The 19609-nt window shown below is 60.7% G+C and carries 16 protein-coding genes; 9 read left to right on the plus strand and 7 right to left on the minus strand.

The window, feature by feature from the left end:
• Positions 1 to 16 precede the first annotated feature (16 nt).
• The 9 genes from accC (at position 17) to ACI2KB_RS10455 (ending at position 12385) form a co-directional block, all read left to right on the plus strand.
• Positions 17 to 1381 carry an acetyl-CoA carboxylase biotin carboxylase subunit gene (gene accC, locus ACI2KB_RS10415; RefSeq protein ID WP_404634088.1) on the plus strand — a complete coding sequence of 455 codons (1365 nt, stop codon included), beginning with the start codon at positions 17 to 19 and terminating at the stop codon, positions 1379 to 1381.
• 383 nt (positions 1382 to 1764) lie between these two features.
• A complete protein-coding gene (prmA, locus tag ACI2KB_RS10420) occupies positions 1765 to 2643 on the plus strand; it encodes a 50S ribosomal protein L11 methyltransferase (protein WP_404634090.1) in 879 nt (292 codons plus the stop codon).
• A gap of 49 nt (positions 2644 to 2692) precedes the next feature.
• A complete protein-coding gene (locus tag ACI2KB_RS10425; RefSeq protein ID WP_404634092.1) occupies positions 2693 to 4051 on the plus strand; it encodes a DUF3426 domain-containing protein in 1359 nt (452 codons plus the stop codon).
• Between the two features lie 280 nt (positions 4052 to 4331).
• On the plus strand, positions 4332 to 5345 hold the full coding sequence (gene dusB, locus ACI2KB_RS10430) for a tRNA dihydrouridine synthase DusB (protein WP_404634094.1): 1014 nt from the start codon (positions 4332 to 4334) through the stop codon (positions 5343 to 5345).
• Positions 5342 to 5662 carry a DNA-binding transcriptional regulator Fis gene (gene fis / locus ACI2KB_RS10435; RefSeq protein ID WP_007907419.1) on the plus strand — a complete coding sequence of 107 codons (321 nt, stop codon included), beginning with the start codon at positions 5342 to 5344 and terminating at the stop codon, positions 5660 to 5662. Before dusB ends, fis begins: the two co-directional genes overlap by 4 nt.
• 72 nt (positions 5663 to 5734) lie before the next feature.
• A complete protein-coding gene (gene purH / locus ACI2KB_RS10440) occupies positions 5735 to 7336 on the plus strand; it encodes a bifunctional phosphoribosylaminoimidazolecarboxamide formyltransferase/IMP cyclohydrolase (protein WP_404634096.1) in 1602 nt (533 codons plus the stop codon).
• Positions 7337 to 7538: 202 nt separating this feature from the next.
• A complete protein-coding gene (purD, locus tag ACI2KB_RS10445) occupies positions 7539 to 8834 on the plus strand; it encodes a phosphoribosylamine--glycine ligase (RefSeq protein WP_404634098.1) in 1296 nt (431 codons plus the stop codon).
• Between the two features lie 94 nt (positions 8835 to 8928).
• Positions 8929 to 11724, plus strand: coding sequence for a response regulator (locus ACI2KB_RS10450; RefSeq protein WP_404634100.1), 2796 nt, complete (start codon positions 8929 to 8931; stop codon positions 11722 to 11724).
• 67 nt (positions 11725 to 11791) lie between these two features.
• Positions 11792 to 12385, plus strand: coding sequence for a MarC family protein (locus ACI2KB_RS10455; RefSeq protein WP_404634363.1), 594 nt, complete (start codon positions 11792 to 11794; stop codon positions 12383 to 12385).
• Between the two features lie 31 nt (positions 12386 to 12416).
• On the opposite strand, the gene ACI2KB_RS10460 is transcribed toward ACI2KB_RS10455, so the two are convergent.
• The 7 genes from ACI2KB_RS10460 to cobG form a co-directional block, all read right to left on the minus strand.
• On the minus strand, positions 12417 to 13064 hold the full coding sequence (locus tag ACI2KB_RS10460; RefSeq protein ID WP_404634102.1) for a hypothetical protein: 648 nt from the start codon (positions 13062 to 13064) through the stop codon (positions 12417 to 12419).
• Positions 13061 to 13747: a hypothetical protein gene (locus tag ACI2KB_RS10465; RefSeq protein WP_404634104.1), complete on the minus strand. Its 687-nt coding sequence runs from the start codon at positions 13745 to 13747 to the stop codon at positions 13061 to 13063. The genes ACI2KB_RS10460 and ACI2KB_RS10465 overlap by 4 nt, the downstream gene beginning before the upstream one ends.
• Positions 13748 to 13797: 50 nt before the next feature.
• Positions 13798 to 14577, minus strand: a complete 780-nt coding sequence (locus ACI2KB_RS10470; RefSeq protein WP_404634106.1) for a hypothetical protein — start codon at positions 14575 to 14577, stop codon at positions 13798 to 13800.
• A 340-nt stretch (positions 14578 to 14917) separates the two neighbouring features.
• Entirely contained in the window at positions 14918 to 16630 is a 1713-nt protein-coding gene (gene cobJ, locus ACI2KB_RS10475) for a precorrin-3B C(17)-methyltransferase (RefSeq protein ID WP_404634108.1), read from the minus strand.
• Positions 16630 to 17364, minus strand: coding sequence for a precorrin-2 C(20)-methyltransferase (locus tag ACI2KB_RS10480; RefSeq protein ID WP_404634110.1), 735 nt, complete (start codon positions 17362 to 17364; stop codon positions 16630 to 16632). Before ACI2KB_RS10480 ends, cobJ begins: the two co-directional genes overlap by 1 nt.
• Positions 17361 to 17987, minus strand: coding sequence for a precorrin-8X methylmutase (locus ACI2KB_RS10485; protein ID WP_404634112.1), 627 nt, complete (start codon positions 17985 to 17987; stop codon positions 17361 to 17363). The genes ACI2KB_RS10480 and ACI2KB_RS10485 overlap by 4 nt, the downstream gene beginning before the upstream one ends.
• The gene (gene cobG, locus ACI2KB_RS10490; RefSeq protein ID WP_404634114.1) at positions 17980 to 19332 is read right to left on the minus strand and encodes a precorrin-3B synthase; all 1353 of its coding nucleotides are present in this window, start codon (positions 19330 to 19332) and stop codon (positions 17980 to 17982) included. The genes ACI2KB_RS10485 and cobG overlap by 8 nt, the downstream gene beginning before the upstream one ends.
• Positions 19333 to 19609 lie beyond the last annotated feature (277 nt).

Below are 19609 nucleotides of genomic sequence, written 5' to 3' on the forward strand. Positions count from 1 at the left end.
CCGCGGAGTGTCTGTGATGACGAATCCTGCGAAGTTGGAAAAAGTACTGATCGCCAACCGCGGTGAAATCGCCCTGCGGATCCTGCGTGCCTGCAAAGAGCTGGGCATCAAGACCGTCGCCGTGTACTCCAAGGCCGACAAGGAGCTGATGCACCTGGGTCTGGCGGACGAGTCCGTGTGCATCGGTCCGGCATCGGCTGCTCAATCCTACCTGCACATTCCGGCGATCATCGCGGCGGCCGAAGTCACCGGCGCCACGGCGATTCACCCCGGCTACGGCTTCCTCGCGGAAAACGCCGACTTCGCCGAGCAGGTCGAAAAATCCGGTTTTGCCTTCATCGGCCCGAACGCTGACGTGATTCGCCTGATGGGCGACAAGGTCTCGGCGAAGGACGCCATGATCAAGGCCGGTGTTCCGACCGTTCCCGGTTCCGACGGCCCGCTGCCGGAAGACGAAGAAGAAGCCCTGCGCATCGGCCGTCAGGTCGGTTACCCGGTGATCATCAAGGCCGCTGGCGGCGGCGGTGGTCGCGGTATGCGCGTGGTGCACAAGGAAGAAGACCTGATCGCCTCGGCCAAACTGACCCGCTCCGAAGCAGGCGCGGCGTTCGGCAACCCGATGGTCTATCTGGAGAAGTTCCTGACCAACCCACGCCACGTGGAAGTTCAGGTGCTGTCCGACGGGCAGGGTCATGCGATTCACCTGGGCGACCGCGACTGCTCGCTGCAACGCCGTCACCAGAAGGTGCTGGAAGAAGCACCGGCGCCAGGCATCGACGAAAAGGCCCGCGCTGAAGTGCTGGCCCGCTGCGTCAAGGCGTGCATCGACATCGGTTACCGCGGTGCCGGTACGTTCGAATTCCTGTACGAAAACGGCGCGTTCTATTTCATCGAAATGAACACCCGCGTTCAGGTCGAGCACCCGGTGTCCGAAATGGTCACCGGTATCGACATCGTCAAGGAGATGCTGAGCATCGCCGCGGGCAACAAGCTGTCGTACACCCAGGACGACGTGAAGATCCACGGCCACGCCCTGGAATGCCGGATCAACGCAGAAGATCCGCGCACCTTCATGCCGAGCCCTGGCACGGTCAAGCATTTCCACGCACCAGGCGGCAACGGCGTTCGCGTCGATTCGCACCTGTACAGCGGTTATGCGGTGCCGCCGAACTACGATTCCCTGATCGGCAAGCTGATCACCTGGGGCGCGACCCGCGACGAGGCCATGGCCCGCATGCGCAACGCCCTGGACGAAATCATCGTGGATGGCATCAAGACCAACATCCCGCTGCACCGTGATCTGACCCGCGATGAAGGCTTCTGCAAAGGCGGCGTCAACATTCACTACCTGGAACACAAACTGGCCGGTGAGAAACACTGATCCGCCAGTAAGTGTTACAAAACAACAGAGCCGCTTTCGAGCGGCTTTGTTGTTTCTGGCGCCTTACGCGCTTTTCTGTGGGAGATTCCATGCTGCCTGGTCAACAGCATTCGCCACCAAGGCAGCTCCCACAGAAATCGCGCCGAATCCGGATCTTGTGACCAACACCGAACCTTGTGGGAGCCGGCTTGCTGGCGAACGCGGTGGACCATTCAACATTGTGGCGTCGGACCTGACGCATTCACCAGCAAGCCGGCTCCCACAAAATCAAAACCCAATCCCGGCATCACCCTCTTTGTTGTTTCCCCCCGAACCCCGTAAACTTGCCGGTCTTTCGCGGCGTTGTGCCGCCTGTCATTTTTTCAATTCGAAGGTAATCCGCCATGCCTTGGCTGCAAGTCCGTCTCGCCATCAGCCCAGAACAAGCCGAAACCTACGAAGACGCGCTGCTTGAAGTCGGTGCCGTGTCCGTGACCTTCATGGACGCTGAAGACCAGCCGATCTTTGAACCGGAACTCAACACCACGCCGCTGTGGGCACACACCCACCTGCTGGCCCTGTTCGAAGCCGATACCGACGCCGAACTGGCGCTCGCGCACCTGAAATTGCTCACCGACGCCGAACTGCCCGAGCACACCCACGAAGTCATCGAAGATCAGGATTGGGAGCGCAGCTGGATGGACAACTTCCAGCCCATGCGTTTCGGCCAGCGTCTGTGGATCGTGCCAAGCTGGCACTCAGCGCCCGAGCCCGATGCCGTCAACTTGCTGCTGGACCCGGGCCTGGCCTTCGGCACCGGCACCCATCCGACCACCGCACTGTGCCTGGAATGGCTGGACGGTCAGGACCTGAGCGACGCCAACGTGCTGGATTTCGGCTGCGGGTCGGGCATCCTCGCCATCGCCGCATTGCTGTTGGGCGCGAAACATGCAGTGGGAACCGACATCGACGTGCAGGCCCTTGAGGCCTCTCGCGACAATGCCGGGCGCAACAACGTGCCTGCCGAGAAATTCCCGCTGTACCTGCCGGAAGACCTGCCCAAAGAGCCTGCCGACGTGCTGGTGGCAAATATTCTGGCCGGCCCTCTGGTTTCTCTGGCACCTCAGTTGGCCAGCCTGGTCAAACCCGGTGGACGCCTGGCGTTGTCCGGCATTCTGGCCGAACAAGGCGATGAAGTGGCAGCAGCCTACGCCGACGCATTCGACCTGGACCCGATCGCCAACCGCGACGGCTGGGTAAGAATCTCCGGACGTCGTCGCTGATACCCACTGACTGCAACCTTTTAGGCGCTCGTTAAGCCCGGATACCCGCATGACCGACAGTTTCGTCACCCAGTGCCCTCACTGCCAGACCAGTTTCCGCGTCAACCACGCCCAGTTGAGCGTGGCCCGAGGCATGGTGCGCTGCGGTTCCTGCCTGCAAGTGTTCAATGCCGCGAAACAACTGTTGGAAAAAAGCGCCCAGGCGCGGGCATCGACCACCACCCCACTCTCCGAGCCCGCTGCAGTCGAACCGCGCCCCGAGGTCATTGCACCGCAATCGGTCACCCTCGCCCAACCCGCACCTGTTCCTGTCAAACACGAAGACCGGACAGTCGACATGGACAGCCTCGACCTCGATGACCTCGACGTCGAACTCGCCCGCCTCGAACAACGGGAAATCCAGTTGCCGGAATCGTTCGGGCGCGCACGTCCGTCACGTGAGCACGATGAGGTCGAATCCTTCAGTGCTCGACGTGATGAACCGGATGTCGCCACTGACCCGTGGAATCAAGGCCTTAGCCATGATGATGTCAGCCATTTGCCGGAATTGCGGGCTGAAGTGATCGATGACCATAAAGACCACCATGAGCCTGACGCGCTGGACGAGCCGCTGACCGACAGCGATCTCGACCATGACGACGCACGCACCGAGCCTTCACTGTCGATGGCACCCGACGACCTGGACGACGAGCCTCGTCAGTCGGATCGAATCCACATCGACGAAGAGCCTCACGGCACACAGCCCTCCGAGCGTTTCTCGGCACTGGACGGCGACGACGAACGCTACGCCTCTCACGACAACGCCGAGGACGACGAGCCGCTCCCTAACGGCAAACGAGGACGTCATGAGCCGGGGCTACGCGATCAGGCCTTGCTCGACCTGATGGACGACCCCTTGCAACTGTCGTGGCAAAAACCCAAGCCACGCTGGGGGCGCCGCCTGCTTTGGCTGTTGCTCTCACTGATCGCACTGGGGGCGCTGGCAGGGCAATACGTGTGGTACCACTTCGACGAACTGGCACGTCAGGACCAATATCGCTCGTGGTTTCAGGACATCTGCCCCCAGGTCGGCTGCAAAGTGCCCTCCAGGGTCGACATCAAGCTGCTCAAGAGCAGCAACCTGGTGGTGCGCAGCCATCCCGAATTTCAGGGCGCGCTGGTCGTCGATGCGATCATCTATAACCGCGCCTCGTTCGCTCAACCGTTCCCGCTGCTGGAACTGCGCTTCGCCGATACCAATGGTCAGTTGATTGCCAGTCGTCGGTTCAAACCCGGCGAATACCTGAGCGGTGAGCTGGCCGGAAAGGACGAAATGCCGCCCCAGACGCCTATCCACATCGCTTTGGACATTCTTGACCCAGGTCCGAAGGCTGTGAATTACAGTTTGAGTTTTCGCTCGCCGGAGTAAACTTCTCCTCTGGCCGAGCGGATTTCACGCCGCCTGAGCGCTCTAAAATGCGGCACAGAGCCATCAGGATGCTGACGACAGTTTTATGACAATGCGAACGCCTTCCTAACCGTTCGCAATAAGAATGCAACTGTTCAGATTTTATCCAATTCAGCCTTTATCCGGTCATCGAGAGCGGGTATCATGCCCACCCTTTTTCATACTCTGGGTCCCGTCTGAATAGCTGCCAAAGCACTTTTCGGACCAGGCTTCGTGATACGGCCCCACAACAGGTCACCCTATGTCGGCGGTACGCATCGGCCCCTATACATTGCAGAACGGCTTGATCCTCGCCCCCATGGCGGGCGTCACCGACCAACCGTTCCGTCAGCTTTGCCGCCAACTTGGCGCGGGGCTGGTGGTCTCGGAAATGGTCACCAGTGACATGAGCCTGTGGAACAGCCGCAAGTCGCGGCTTCGCATGATTCATGAAGGCGATCCCGAGCCCCGCTCGGTCCAGATCGCTGGTGGTGATCCGCAGATGCTTGCGGATGCGGCACGCGCCAACGTCGAACTTGGCGCACAGATCATCGACATCAACATGGGCTGTCCTGCCAAGAAGGTCTGCAACAAGGCCGCGGGTTCCGCGTTGTTGAAAGATGAACAGTTGGTGACCGAAATCCTGCACGCGGTGGTCGCGGCAGTCGAGGTACCGGTCACCCTGAAGATTCGCACCGGCTGGGACCGGGCGAACAAGAATGGTCTGACGGTTGCCAGAATCGCCGAACAAGCAGGCATTCAGGCGTTGGCGGTACATGGACGCACCCGTGCGGATCTCTACACCGGCGAAGCCGAGTACGACACCATTGCCGCGATCAAGCAGGCGGTGTCGATTCCGGTGTTTGCCAATGGCGACATAGATTCACCGGAGAAAGCCCGGCACGTGCTGTACGCGACCGGTGCCGATGGACTGCTGATAGGCCGGGCCGCCCAAGGGCGCCCATGGATTTTTCGCGAGATAGAGCACTACCTGCGCACCGGGGAGAAACTCCCGGCGCTGGGGTTGAACGAAGTGGAACGCATTCTGCTAGAGCATCTGGCCGCGCTTCACACGTTCTATGGCGACGTGATGGGCGTGCGGATTGCCCGAAAACACGTCGGCTGGTATCTCGCAACCTTGCCGGGCGCCAGGGAGTTTCGCGCCCTTTTCAATCGTTTGGAAGATACGGAAGCACAGTGCGCCAACGTTCGGGACTTTTTTGCCGAACGCCAAAAAAGCCCGGAAGCAGGGAACGAACAAGAGGTGGCCGCATGACGATGATGACAGAGACTTTAGTGAGTGGAACAACACCCGTGAGCGACAACGTCAATTTGAAACAGCACCTCAACACGCCAAGCGAAGAGGGTCAGACCCTGCGCGGAAGCGTCGAAAAGGCGCTGCACAATTATTTCGCCCACCTGGAAGGTGCTGCCGTCACTGATGTCTACAACCTGGTGCTCTCGGAAGTCGAGGCGCCGTTGCTTGAGTGCGTGATGAACTACGTCAAGGGTAACCAGACCAAAGCCTCCGAGCTGCTGGGCCTGAACCGTGGCACCCTGCGCAAGAAACTCAAGCAGTACGATCTGCTGTAAGCATCCAAAACACAAAAAGCGACCTCATCCCCTGCGGTCGTTTTTTTTGCTGAATTGATAATGGAAGTTGAGATGACCGACCAGACTACCCGCCTGCCGATCCGCCGCGCCTTGATCAGCGTTTCCGACAAAACCGGAATCCTTGAATTCGCCCGTGAACTCGAAGCCCTGGGCGTCGAGATCCTGTCCACTGGCGGCACGTTCAAACTGCTCAAGGACAATGGCGTTGCAGCGGTCGAAGTCGCGGATTACACCGGCTTCGCAGAAATGATGGACGGCCGGGTCAAGACCCTGCACCCGAAAATCCACGGTGGCATTCTGGGCCGTCGCGGTACTGACGACGCCATCATGGCCGAGCATGGCATCAAGCCGATCGACCTGGTGGCCGTGAACCTGTACCCGTTCGAAGCCACCGTTTCCAAGCCAGGCTGCGACCTGCCGACCGCCATCGAAAACATCGACATCGGCGGCCCGACCATGGTCCGCTCTGCCGCGAAAAACCACAAAGACGTGGCCATCGTGGTCAATGCCAGCGACTACGGCCAAGTGCTGGAAAGCCTGAAAGCCGGTGGCCTGACCTACGCTCAGCGCTTCGACCTGATGCTCAAGGCGTTCGAACACACCGCCGCCTACGACGGCATGATCGCCAACTACCTGGGCAGCGTCGATCAGAGCGCCGAAACCCTGTCGACCGAAGGCCGCAGCGAATTTCCGCGCACCTTCAACACTCAGTTCATCAAAGCCCAGGAAATGCGCTACGGCGAGAACCCGCACCAGAGCGCGGCGTTCTACGTGGAAGCCAAACCGGCTGAAGTCGGTATCGCCACCGCGACCCAACTGCAAGGCAAAGAACTGTCGTACAACAACGTGGCCGACACCGACGCTGCGCTGGAATGCGTGAAGAGCTTCGTCAAACCGGCCTGCGTGATCGTCAAGCACGCCAACCCGTGCGGCGTTGCGGTCAGCCCGGAAGGCGGCATTCGTCAGGCCTACGAACTGGCTTACGCCACCGACAGCGAGTCGGCGTTCGGCGGCATCATCGCCTTCAACCGTGAACTGGACGCCGAGACCGCCAAAGCCATCGTCGAGCGTCAGTTCGTTGAAGTGATCATCGCCCCGAGCGTGAGCGCCGAAGCCCAGGCCATCGTCGCCAGCAAAGCCAACGTGCGCCTGCTGACCAGCGGCCAGTGGGCAGCTGACCGCGTCCCGGCCTGGGACTACAAGCGCGTCAATGGCGGCCTGCTGGTCCAGAGCCGTGACAACGGCATGATCAGCGCTGACGACCTGAAAGTCGTGACCAAACGCGCCCCGACCGAGCAGGAAGTCAACGACCTGATCTTCGCCTGGAAAGTGGCCAAATACGTCAAATCCAACGCCATCGTCTACGCCAAGAACCGCCAGACCATCGGCGTCGGCGCAGGCCAGATGAGCCGCGTGAACTCCGCACGTATCGCTGCCATTAAAGCCGAACACGCAGGCCTGCAGGTCGCCGGTTCCGTGATGGCATCGGATGCGTTCTTCCCGTTCCGCGACGGTCTGGACAACGCGGCCAAGGTTGGTATCACGGCTGTGATCCAGCCAGGCGGCTCGATGCGTGATGCGGAAGTGATTGCGGCGGCGGACGAAGCCGGTATCGCGATGGTGTTCACCGGCATGCGCCACTTCCGTCACTAACATGACAACGGCCGCACTGTAGCAGGCGTCTGCTGCGTTGGATGGGGCTCCGCTGATGCTCATTGTCAGGAGGCAACTCCGCTCAGCGAAGCCCCATCCGCCTTGCATACACCTACTCCATTGCGACCTCGTAATGCAGTTTTGAGAAGATCAAAAGCGTTACGAGCAACACCCACAGAATTAGCGTCATCGAGGTTTTGAAATGAACGTACTCATCATCGGCAGCGGTGGCCGCGAACACGCACTGGCCTGGAAGGTCGCGCAGGACGCCCGCGTGCAGAAGGTTTTCGTTGCACCAGGCAACGCCGGGACCGCCATCGAAGCCAAGTGCGAGAACGTCGCCATCGACGTGCTGGCCCTTGAGCAACTGGCGGATTTCGCCGAGAAGAACGTCTCCCTGACCATCGTCGGCCCGGAAGTCCCGCTGGTGGCCGGTGTCGTCGACCTGTTCCGCTCCCGTGGTCTGGACTGCTTCGGCCCAACCAAGGGCGCTGCGCAACTGGAAGGCTCGAAAGCGTTCACCAAGGATTTCCTGGCCCGTCACAAGATTCCGACAGCCGACTACCAGAACTTTACCGAGATCGAGCCTGCGCTGGCTTATCTGCGCGAAAAAGGCGCACCGATCGTGATCAAGGCCGACGGCCTGGCCGCTGGCAAGGGCGTGATCGTCGCGATGACGCTGACCGAGGCCGAAGAAGCCGTACGTGACATGCTCGCAGGCAACGCCTTCGGTGACGCCGGTTCTCGCGTTGTGATCGAAGAGTTCCTGGATGGCGAAGAAGCCAGCTTCATCGTCATGGTCGACGGCAAGAACGTATTGCCAATGGCCACCAGCCAGGACCACAAACGCGTTGGCGATGGCGACAGCGGCCCGAACACTGGCGGCATGGGTGCCTACTCCCCGGCGCCAGTGGTGACCGCTGACGTGCATCAGCGCGTCATGGACCAGGTGATCTGGCCGACCGTCCGAGGCATGGCCGAGGAAGGTAACGTTTACACCGGCTTCCTCTATGCTGGTCTCATGATCGACAAGGCCGGTAACCCGAAGGTCATCGAGTTCAACTGCCGCTTCGGCGACCCGGAAACCCAGCCGGTCATGCTGCGTCTGCAATCGAGCCTGGTCTTGCTGGTCGAGGCTGCTTTGGCGCAAGCTCTGGACAAAGTGGAAGCCCAGTGGGATCCGCGTCCAAGCCTGGGCATCGTGCTGGCCGCAGGCGGTTACCCTGGCGATTACGCCAAGGGCGCTGCAATCAAGGGTCTGGACGCTGCTGCGGCATTGCCGGGTAAAGTGTTTCATGCCGGTACTGCATTGAAGGATGGTCAGATCGTGACATCGGGTGGCCGTGTTCTGTGTGCCACCGCGCTGGGCGACAGCGTTGGTGACGCGCAGAAGCAGGCGTACGCACTGGCTGCAAAGATTGACTGGGAAGGCTGTTTCTACCGCAAGGACATTGGCTACCGCGCCATTGCCCGTGAACGCGGCGAACATCTGGAGTAAGTCTGGGAGTGGACGGTCGCTTGAAGTCAAGCGACCGTCCGATCATCCAGAGCCGCACCAGAGTAACTGGCTTCATTCACGAAGGGATTTCGCCGTGCGCTGGCTCAGGATTGCCACTTGTTCGATCATCGCCATGATGACCCTGCTCTGCATGCCCCCGACATTCGCGGAGGTCAGTGCAGGATGGTCGACCCTTGTCGACGATCAGGCCAATCTGCAGCTCAGCGACGTTCGCTCCCCTCACTACGACTCCCAGTTCAGCCCGGTCGAACTTGACCAGGTCCGCGCCATCAGCCGCGATTCCGCGCTCTGGCTGCATTATCGTCTTCCCCCGACCGATCACGAACAACTGGTGCGCATCTTCGCCCCGGACCTGGCCACCGTGGACATGTACGTCCTCAACGGCGAAACGCTGATCGATCATTCGCGCTCGGGCAATAAAGTCCCTCGGGCGCAGCAACCACTGCCTTCCGTCGACTTCCTGCTGCCAGTCCCGCAAAGCGGCACCCCGCTGGACCTCTACCTGCGCCTGAAATCCGAGCAGGAACTGCGACCGAACATTTCGCTGGAGTCCGCCGTTTCCAGTGCCGCCGATGAACGTCGCCCCTTGCTGCTGGGCCTGTTCTTTGGCTCGTTGATCATGCTGATCGTGCAGAACATCACCCGCTATGCCCAGTCCCGCTCGGTCAGCAGCCTGTGGCTCGCGGCCTGCGAGGCATTTCTGGGCCTCAGCGCGCTTTTGCTGCTGAACCTTCAAGCGTCGTGGCTGCCGAACTGGCACCTGGCTCAGACCCCGAGCGCTCACCTGGCGTTGCTGATGGCGGCGGCCACCGGCTTGATGTACACCCATTGCTTCTTCGTCCAGCGCGGCGCCGAAGTGCTCAACCGGCTGCTGATGAGCGCACTGTTGGTCGTCGGCTTCGGCGGCTTGCTGGTGCTGTTCGTCGACAACCTGCCACTGAACGTCATGACCTTCCTGCTGGTCGCGCTCACCACGCTGACCATCACGCTGGTGTCGATTTATCACCTGCAAAAAGGCTACACCCCGGCACGCCCATTCGTGATCGCGATGATAGCCTTCAACCTCGGCAATCTGGTGATCCTGCCTGCCATGCTGTGGCTGACCACCATCGCGGCACAGACCCTGATCATCGCTGTGATGGGCATGTTCTGCGTTTGCGGCCTGCTGATGAGCATCGCCTTGAGCGAGCGTCATCGCAGCATCACTGAAGACAACTTCAGCATCAGCCGCGAACTGGCCGCCAGCACCGCCGAAATCAACGCCAAGGCTGAATTTCTGGCCAAGATCAGCCACGAAATCCGCACCCCCATGAACGGTGTGCTGGGCATGACCGAATTGCTGCTGGGCACGCCTTTGTCAGTCAAACAGCGCGACTACGTGCAGACGATTCACAGCGCAGGTAATGAGCTGCTGACGCTGATCAACGAGATTCTCGACATCACCAAACTCGAATCCGGGCAAATCGAGCTGGACGATGTGCAATTCGACCTCAACGCGATGATCGAAGACTGCCTGAGTATTTTCCGGGCAAAGGCCGAGCAACAGCGTGTCGAACTGATCAGTTTCATTCAGCCGCAAGTGCCCAGGGTGATCAGCGGCGACCCGACCCGACTGCGCCAGACTCTGCTCAGCCTGCTGGAAAACGCCCTGAAAAAGACCGACGAAGGCGAAATCCTGTTGGTGGTCGCCCTCGACTCCCGTGGTGGCAAACCGCGTCTGCGCATCGCCGTTCAGGACAGCGGTACACCACTGACCGCCAAAGAGCGCGATGCCCTGCTCCACGCCGAACTGCACAGCAAGAACTTCCTCGCGGCCAGTAAAGTGGGTGGCCACCTGGGCCTGGTCATCGCGCGCCAGTTGATCCTGTTGATGAATGGCGAATTCGGCATTCAGAGCGGCAGCAATCAGGGCAGCACCCTGTGGCTCAGCCTTCCGCTGGATGCGGATCGGCTGGAACAGCCACCAGCCGATCTGGACAGCCCGCTGAAGGGGGCGCGGGTGCTGGTGGTGGACGATAACGACACCTGTCGCAAAGTGCTGGTTCAGCAATGCAGCGCGTGGGGTCTGAACGTCAGCGCCGTGCCATCGGGCAAGGAAGCGCTTGCCCTGCTGCGCACCAAGGCGCACCTGCGCGACTACTTCGATATTGTGCTGCTTGACCAGAACATGCCCGGCATGACCGGCATGCAACTGGCCGCCAAGATCAAGGAAGACCCAAGCCTCAACCACGACATTCTGCTGATCATGCTCACTGGCATCAGCAACGCCCCAAGTAAGGTCATCGCACGCAATGCCGGTGTCAAACGCATCCTCGCCAAACCGGTCGCAGGCTATACGCTGAAAACCACGCTGGCCGACGAGCTGAATCAGCGCAACAAAGGGCAGGCCTCTTATCTGCCTGCCCCGACGCCAATCACCGAAGTCGACGTGCCCAGCGATTTCCGGATTCTGGTGGCCGAGGACAACAGCATTTCGACCAAGGTCATCCGCGGCATGTTGGGCAAACTCAACCTGCAACCGGACACTGCCAGCAACGGCGAAGAAGCATTGCAGGCGATGAAAGCCCAGCGTTATGACCTAGTGCTGATGGACTGTGAAATGCCGATTCTCGACGGATTCTCGGCCACGCAGCAACTGCGCGCCTGGGAAGTCGGCAATCAGCGCACTCGCACCCCTGTGGTTGCCCTGACTGCGCACATCCTGGCTGAACACAAGGACCGCGCTCGACAGTCCGGTATGGACGGCCACATGTCCAAACCGGTCGAACTGTCGCAGTTGCGTGAACTGGTCGAATACTGGGTCGAGCAGCGGACGCGCGGCCTGGATAGCGACGAACCTGATGATCAGGATCGCTACCTGCAAAACTGACCCGCTCTGCGGTGCGGCGCCTGATAGACTTCCCGCGTCGAGTCTGCCGCTGCGAGTCCTCACCATGCTGCATGTGCTGTTCAGCGTTTATCTGAAGATGCTGGTGCTCTATAGCCCGTTCTTCGTCCTCTCCTGCTTCATCAGCCTGAGCCGAGGCTATTCACGCAAGGAACGCCGTCATCTGGCGTGGAAAGTGGCCTTCGCGACGCTGATCGCCAGCGTGCTGTTGTATCTGTTCGGACGAGTGATTTTCAGCGTGTTCGGCATCACCGCCGACGCCTTCAGAATCGGCGCGGGCAGCGTGCTGTTCATTTCGGCGCTGGGCATGGCGCAAGGCAAATCAGGCGTTCAGACCGACAATGTGCAGCAGGACGTAACCATCGTCCCGCTGACCATTCCCATCACCGTCGGCCCCGGCACCATCGGCGCCCTGTTGGTGATGGGCGTCAGCCAACCCCATTGGGACGACAAGCTGACCGCCATTGTCAGCATTGCGCTCGCCAGTTTCACCGTTGGCGTGGTGCTTTACCTGTCCAACAGCATCGAGCGGATTCTGGGCGAGCAAGGCTTGCAGATTGTTAGCCGCTTGATGGGGCTGTTCGTTTGTGCGCTGGCGGCTCAGATCATTTTCACCGGCATCAAGGGCTATCTGGTGCCGTGAAAAAGCCTGCGCGGCCAGCCCACGTCGTGGGTCAGACGGGGTATTTCTGCATGAACCGGTCGGCACGGGCGTCCAGTTGCTGCAGGATCTCCTCGCGGTATCGGGCGTAAATGGCGCGGTCGAAGCGGTACACTCCTCCGCTGATGCGCAGTAGCATTTCACGCTGAGTTACGCTCCAGAAATCGAAGTCTCGGGTGTCGACCTCCCCGGTTAGCCGAATGCAGCACGTCAGCAATGTAATGTCGCCGTTGGCGTCCAGCACGCAGGGTATCAACTGTATTCGCCCCAGCTCTCCGTTGCGATCACCACCGCTGAAAAAATCTTGCGCCACCCGGTTGGTCTTCAAGGAAGACCACGCTGCCTGCGCAAGCCTGGCCAGACGCCGGGATTTCACCGAATCGAAGATCGTATAGGTCACGGTTTCAAGCTCCGAAGCGTCGAAGATGACCTGCGGGGTGTGCTGTATCGGATTGATCAGCGTCCAGCCGCGCTGTTGCAATCGCGAGTGATACCGAAACAGCCAGTTCTGATATTCCGTCCTCGGATCAAAGTACCGACTCGCGAAGCCGTCAGCGTGAGCCAGGCAGCTCAGCACATCGTCACGATCAGAGCCGGCGGCGATTTCCTCGTGCAGCGCGATCACTGCGTTGCCGATAACCATGCCTGAGACCGCACTCATAGGCCCACCGTTGTCACCGGAAGCACCAAGCCGGGTTGTTTGGTCTTGAGGGCTTTGATGACCGGCGTTTTTAGCGGAGCGTATCGAATGCCGTCGAATTGAGTGATCACGCGTGAACACATGACGTTCCCGGTCAACTGATGGCGCGAGAAAACCTGATTGAACGGGTTGTCGGCCAGCGCCTCACGCGTCGCGAAGGCCAAAGAGAGCGCCACCCGTTTGCCTGTCGGCCCCACGAAGCCGAGCCGCATGACCACGGCGCAGAGGTCGCCGGACGAGGACGTGCGCAGCATGCCCTGTTTAAGCAGGCAAAACGCTTCGCCGTTGGCAGGCGCCGTGCAGAGCTGGGTAAACAACGAGCGAAGAGGGGCGCCTTGCCAATGCGCCAGTGAAGCGGGCAGTAAGGCGCCAATGGCTTCGGCCGGTGTCAGTGTCTCGGAGGTTGCCACGCGCTCCTGGGTGTTGGCCACATCGAGCCGCAGCCAGCCAAACTTGCTCGACGCGTTGAGCAGGATGTCTTGCCACTTGTTGAAGTCGTCAAACTTGCTGAATTGATGATCGGCAGCCAACTGCGTATACAACGTCGAGGCCATCATGTCGTCTCTCATCGCTTGATCGGGACACCCCCGCAACACCAGCAACTCAGAGCCATTGACACGCACCTCGAGCAATTCCTTCGCCATAGGTCAACTCCTGTAAAAAAGGGCCGCAGTACGCACTGCGGCCCTTGAAATCAATCGATCGGATACAGCTCTACCACTGCATCGGCAGACCTTTCCAGCGCATCGCGCACTTTCTGACGGCGACTTCGGGCATACAGGGACTGATTGAAGACGAAAACGTCCGAGTTACGCTGCACGTCCAGCGACACCGAGTTCCAGTTGAAGAACAGGACATTGCCAACGGTCAGGTCAGTCTTCAGTTCCACTGCGCCAACCGCGAGCACAATCACGCCATCGGCACTCTCTCGGCAGCCTCCGACCATGGCCCGACCGCCGCCCAGAGGCTTGGTGGAGTTGTAGTTGAACAGTTGTAGCGGCTCGTCTTTTTCGCTGAGTTTTTCGACCGCAGCACCTGCAATTTCCAGCAACTGAGGTGCTCCCACCGCACCGACACCGGCGGCATACAGCGACTTCGCCAGGATTTGCATGACGATCTGGTCCAACGTCAGTACACGTTCGCGACGGGAGTAACTGCTGTAGGCCGCGTCTTGCGACGTCCAATGCATGACGCGGGTCATGACCTCGCGAAAGACCTGATACCACTTGCCAGGCTCCTCGGTAGAGCTGTGACGCCGGTCTGCGGCAAGGGTGGCGTACGAGTAGCTGTCGAGTACATCGTCCTTCGCTTGCTGGCTCATGCCCTCCACGAAACCAATGATGCCCGCACCGGACACTGCGGCGCCTGCCGGGACGATGGCCTCGGACGCAGGCAGGTCGACCGAGCGAGCGTCGCGGATCGATTCCAGCGGCGGCACGTTCATCACATGCTGAATAAATGCATCGTTTTTCATTTCCAAATCCTTTTGGGGTAAATGTCCTCACTGGACGAGGAACACCTTAACGCACATCGGCAGGCACGTTTGGCGGTCATTCGGGGGCCGAGGCCGTTACGTTTGCTAATGAAAATAGGACGCGCCATTCAATCGCGGTTACGGCAGAGCAGAGCAAACGAGGCTTTGACCGGCACTCGGGACTTTGCCTACAACTCGAGGTAACGGTCGCGCGATGTTCAACGTGCCGAGGGGGATGTATCGCTTTGCGAGAGTGGACATTTCCGGAGTTTCTGAAGAACCTTCCTACCCGGACCGATGGAAACTCGGACAACGAGTTCCCAACGAGCCTACATGGCGATCACCGCGCGGGTTTGGCGCCATACCAGCGCGGGGTATACACCCACTGCCCTCCCTCCGCGCGAGGAAAGATCGTGGTCAGCGACGAACCAATCAGCACCATGGTGCGCATGTCCACCTGTTCTGGAGCCAGTTCGCCCAGGGTGATGACCTGCAAGGTCTGCCCCGGACGCCCGATATCCCGGCCCAGCGTGACCGGAGTTTCAGGTGTTCGATGCTGGCGGACGATTTTCAGCGCGCGCCCCAACTGCCAAGGACGAGAGCGAGAAATCGGGTTGTAGAACGCCAGCGCCAGATCGGCCTGGCAGGCCAGGTCCAGACGCTTTTCAATGATGTCCCAAGGCTTGAGATTGTCCGAAAGCGACATCACGCAGAAGTCATGACCCAGCGGAGCGCCCGCCTGCGCCGCTGTCGCCAGCGAAGCGGAAACCCCCGGCAGGATTTCAAGATCCACCGCATGCCACTGCGGATTGTCCGACTCGTGCAGCGCTTCGAGCACCGCAGCCGCCATGGCGAAGACGCCTGGATCGCCCGACGAAACGACGACGACCGAACGCCCTTGAGCGGCCAGTTCAAAAGCATGACGGGCACGCTGCATTTCTTCGCGGTTGTCAGTGCAGTGCAGCACTTGATCCGACCTGAAAGGCCCAGCCATGCGCACGTAGGTTTCATAACCCAGCACATCGTTGGCCCGCGCCAGTTCGGCTTTCACGGCAGGGATCATGAATTCGATAGCGCCCGGCCCTAGACCGATCACGGCCAGACGCCCGCGCCCTCGTCCTACCCGCTCGATATCCAGCGGCTGAGGCGCCACAGCGATGGCGATTCCCTCGACAGGCGTGATTGGGGGCAACGACTGCGGCAGGACCTGTTGCGCCATTTCGCTGGGTACAGCGTGCGTCGTGAAACGCACTGGCACGCCCAGCGCCTCAGCGGCGGCCTGCAGCGCAGGGCTGGCCATGTCGCGCTCACTGGCCAGCAAGCAGGCAAGCGCCTGTAGGGCGATGCGTGAATCATGCAGCGTGGCACGCACGACATCGGCCAGATTTTCCAGCGATGCATCCACTGCAACCAACACGTTGCGCGGGTAAATCAGCAACTCATTGGCAGAGGGTTCGCGTTCGGCGTAACCCACATGAATCGCCAGTTGCGCTTGATCGTCCTCAAGCAATTGCGCCTGAGCGAGCCAGGGCGCAGCCCCCTCGATACGTACAGGCTCGCCTGAAAGCAGATCGGATACGAAGCGCTTGCCCAGCTCCAGGTCGCCCAACGCATAACCGCTGGGCGGATTGAGCAGGCAGGTGCCAAAACGCAGCTCACCACTGGTCGTGATCGCCGCTGCGGTGTTCAAACCGGCAGCGATCTCTCGGGCCATGGTATTCACGCCACCCAGCCCCCCCAACAGCGGCACGACCGCGCTGCCGTCCTCAGCGACCGCGAGCACAGGCGGTTCGGCACCTTTTTCGAGCAGCACAGGTGCCAGCGTGCGAATGACGATACCCGCTGCACAAAGAGCAATGATCGGGGTGTCCTGTTGATAAAGCTGACGCAGTGTCGCGCCGAATTCGGAATAGCTGCGATCCGCCCCCTCAACACGCTCGGCCAGCCCATGAATCAGCGCATCCGGGTACAGGTGCTGAATTCGGCGAGCGGTACTCAGTGCGCCTTTGCCGAGGATAACGATGGCGGGCGTTTTGAAGTTCGAAGCGCCCATCAGCCTTGCCACCTTTCGCCTGGAACGATGATCAGAGAGAAGTACGGCGAAGACATCGGATCGACCTCCGCCAGCGGCACGATCTTCTGATTGGCCATGGTCGCCCGCTCGACGTACAGCGCGCGCTCGGCAAGGCCCGTTTCCACCAGCACCTGACGCACTTTCGGCAGGTTGCGCCCCAGCTTCATGATGACGGCCGCATCGGCATCCTCCAGCTTGCGCTTGAGTTCGTCCGCCGACAGCACACCCGACAGCACCGACAGGCTCTGATTGCGATACACCAGCGGCGCGCCCAGCACCGAGGCACCGCCCAACATCGAGCAAACGCCCGGCACCACTTCGGCCTCGTAACGTTCGGCGAGGCGGTCGTGCAGGTACATGTAGGAGCCGTAGAAGAACGGGTCCCCTTCGCAGATGACTGCCACATCGCGGCCTGCGTCCAGATGTGCCGCGACATCCAGGCTGGCGGTGTCATAGAAATCGCTGATGATCTGCTCGTAGGACATCGGCTCGGGCAGCACCTCGGTGGTGACCGGGTACACCAACGGCATCAGCGTTTGAGCATCTTGCAGGTGCGCCTCGATGATGCCGAAGGCGTTGCCCTTTTTGCCCTTGGCGACGAAATACGCCACCACAGGGGACTCGCGCAGCAGGCGCAAGGCTTTGACCGTAATCAGTTCGGGATCACCGGGACCGACACCAAGACCAATGAGACGACCGCGAACCTGCATCATTCGATCTCCGTGGCGAGAGCATTGACCGCTGCCGCAGCCATGGCACTGCCGCCACGACGGCCCTGCATGATCACGTACGGCACGCCACGGCTGTCAGCCGCGAGCATGTCCTTGGATTCAGCGGCGCCGACAAATCCCACCGGGAAGCCGAGAATCAGCGCAGGTTTGGGTGCACCCGCGTCGAGCATTTCCAAGAGATAGAACAACGCGGTCGGCGCATTGCCGATCACCACCACAGCGCCTTCCAGATGGGGTCGCCACAGCTCCAGCGCGGCCGCAGAGCGGGTGTTGCCCAACTCACGCGCGAGGTCCGGCACGCTTTCGTTTTTCAGGGTGCAAATAACCTGATTGTTGGCAGGCAAACGGGCGCGGGTCACGCCTTCAGCCACCATGTGCGCGTCACACAGGATCGGAGCCCCCTTGGCCAGCGCCTGACGCCCGGCAGTCCCGGCCCCCGGCGAGAAACGCAGCCCCTCGACCGCATCGACCATGCCGCAGGCGTGAATCACCCGTACAGCCAGTTTTTCCAGATCGGCAGGAATGGTGTCGAGCCGCGCTTCGGCGCGAATGATCGCGAAGGAGTTGCGATAGATTTCCTGGCCGTCGCGGATGTAATCAATCATCGGTGTTGCTCCGTGAGTCGGCGGTCAACAACGCACCGACTGCTTCAATAGTGAGGTCACGCTCACGCAACTCGCCGAAACCCGGCTGGTCTGCGCGGCGAAAATACAGGTCGTACTGGCCAGCGCTCACCGCCAGCAAGGTGATCGGCGCAGCGTGGGCGGCTGCGCAGGACCGATTACAGCCCGACAGGTGCACAGCTTGGGTTACACCCTGTTGTTGCAGGTACTCCGCCAGTTGCAGCGCGTCGGCCTTGGTGTCGGCCAGCCCTTTGCCACAGGCCGCCGAGCCGGTGCAGGCTATGATGTGCGATAGCGCCTGATCGGCATCGCACAACAGCCCGGCCGCTTGCAGACTGTCGAGGACGAGCGAGGCATTTTCACGGCTCACGTTGCGCAGCATCAGGCTTTGCCATGGCGTCATTACCAATGTGCCATCACCCCGCTCAACGGCAAGCCTCGCCGCGTTGCGCAACATGGACGGCGTCAAACGCCCCAAAGGCACGACACCGCCGATTGAAATCAGCGGGGGCTGACGTTGTGGATAAGTGCCGATGTGGGCGTTTGGCTTCGTCGGCTTGCGTCGTGAAGTGGTGATGGTTCGACCGATTCGCAGCGTGTGCGGCAGGCGCTGGACCAGGAGATCAAGCAGTGCTTCCAAAGGCAGGTTTTGCAGCAGATGACGCATGCGCGCCTGATCAGGCCGGGCGTGGTCAAGGAACAGCTCCAAGACCGCGACCATGAGATCGTGGCCTGCCTCCACCGGCACCGCCGCCAGTGGCGAATCAGTGCCAGGACATCCCGCCAGACCGAAACCCAGCCATGTCTGGCCCTCGATATCGAGGGCTGACAGCCATAGATCATGGGGATGATCGAGCATCGCCAAACCTTCACCGGCGTCCAGCGACAGGGCGAATTTGGGCGACAACTCATGGAAGCGAGGGTGGTTTTCCAGCGTGTCGAGCATCCGGGCCGCCAGCGGGCGAGCATCGAACAACTGCTGCGGATCGATGCCCGCTGTGGGGCTGAGCATCAGATTGCGCACGTCGTCGCTGGCCGGATTCCTCGGGCCTAGCCCTGCATCAAGCAGGGTCGCGATCAGGCCCTGATGATCCTGACCGATCCCTCGAATCTGCAGATTGCCGCGGTTGGTCGCCTCGATCACACCGCCCGCGAATTGCTCGGCCGCATCCGCGACTGCCAGCGCCTGCTGCGCCGTAATCACCCCGCCCGGCAGCTTGATCCGGCAAATCCCGCCATCCAGCGCCGGGACGATACGCAACAACCCCGGACAAGCCGAGGGACGTATGGGCGCAGCAGGGATTCGAGCGGACAGCGGCTCGGCCAAAGGGTCACCTGATGTGAGCGGAATGAAGGGGCAGAAGGCGGGTTCTGCGAGGCCGGTATTATGCCTGCTTTGGCCGGGGGCGGGAAAAGGCGGTTGGTCGGATGTGCTCGCAATGACTGCGCAAACACCCTGCTCGGTTTAACGCCTACCCCATACCGTGGCAGATATCCCACACCCTCGTCGGACTCAACCGGCGCCCCTTACTTCCTCTATCTGATCGATTGGCGCGGCCTTGAACCTTAAATTGCCGCTACGGCCGACACGCCCGTTTTTAATC

Origin of the sequence: Pseudomonas sp. NPDC088444, from assembly GCF_044900175.1 — a bacterium.
GTDB lineage: Bacteria > Pseudomonadota > Gammaproteobacteria > Pseudomonadales > Pseudomonadaceae > Aquipseudomonas.

Bases quoted from the DNA above. Each gene is read 5' to 3' on its own strand.
- cobJ (WP_404634108.1), bottom strand. From the start codon at position 16,630: ATGGGCGCTTCGAACTTCAAAACGCCCGCCATCGTTATCCTCGGCAAA.
- fis (WP_007907419.1), top strand. From the start codon at position 5,342: ATGACGATGATGACAGAGACTTTAGTGAGTGGAACAACACCCGTGAGC.
- ACI2KB_RS10425 (WP_404634092.1), top strand. From the start codon at position 2,693: ATGACCGACAGTTTCGTCACCCAGTGCCCTCACTGCCAGACCAGTTTC.
- prmA (WP_404634090.1), top strand. From the start codon at position 1,765: ATGCCTTGGCTGCAAGTCCGTCTCGCCATCAGCCCAGAACAAGCCGAA.
- accC (WP_404634088.1), top strand. From the start codon at position 17: ATGACGAATCCTGCGAAGTTGGAAAAAGTACTGATCGCCAACCGCGGT.
- ACI2KB_RS10465 (WP_404634104.1), bottom strand. From the start codon at position 13,747: ATGGCGAAGGAATTGCTCGAGGTGCGTGTCAATGGCTCTGAGTTGCTG.
- ACI2KB_RS10470 (WP_404634106.1), bottom strand. From the start codon at position 14,577: ATGAAAAACGATGCATTTATTCAGCATGTGATGAACGTGCCGCCGCTG.
- purH (WP_404634096.1), top strand. From the start codon at position 5,735: ATGACCGACCAGACTACCCGCCTGCCGATCCGCCGCGCCTTGATCAGC.
- ACI2KB_RS10460 (WP_404634102.1), bottom strand. From the start codon at position 13,064: ATGAGTGCGGTCTCAGGCATGGTTATCGGCAACGCAGTGATCGCGCTG.
- ACI2KB_RS10485 (WP_404634112.1), bottom strand. From the start codon at position 17,987: ATGATTGATTACATCCGCGACGGCCAGGAAATCTATCGCAACTCCTTC.
- purD (WP_404634098.1), top strand. From the start codon at position 7,539: ATGAACGTACTCATCATCGGCAGCGGTGGCCGCGAACACGCACTGGCC.
- dusB (WP_404634094.1), top strand. From the start codon at position 4,332: ATGTCGGCGGTACGCATCGGCCCCTATACATTGCAGAACGGCTTGATC.
- ACI2KB_RS10480 (WP_404634110.1), bottom strand. From the start codon at position 17,364: ATGATGCAGGTTCGCGGTCGTCTCATTGGTCTTGGTGTCGGTCCCGGT.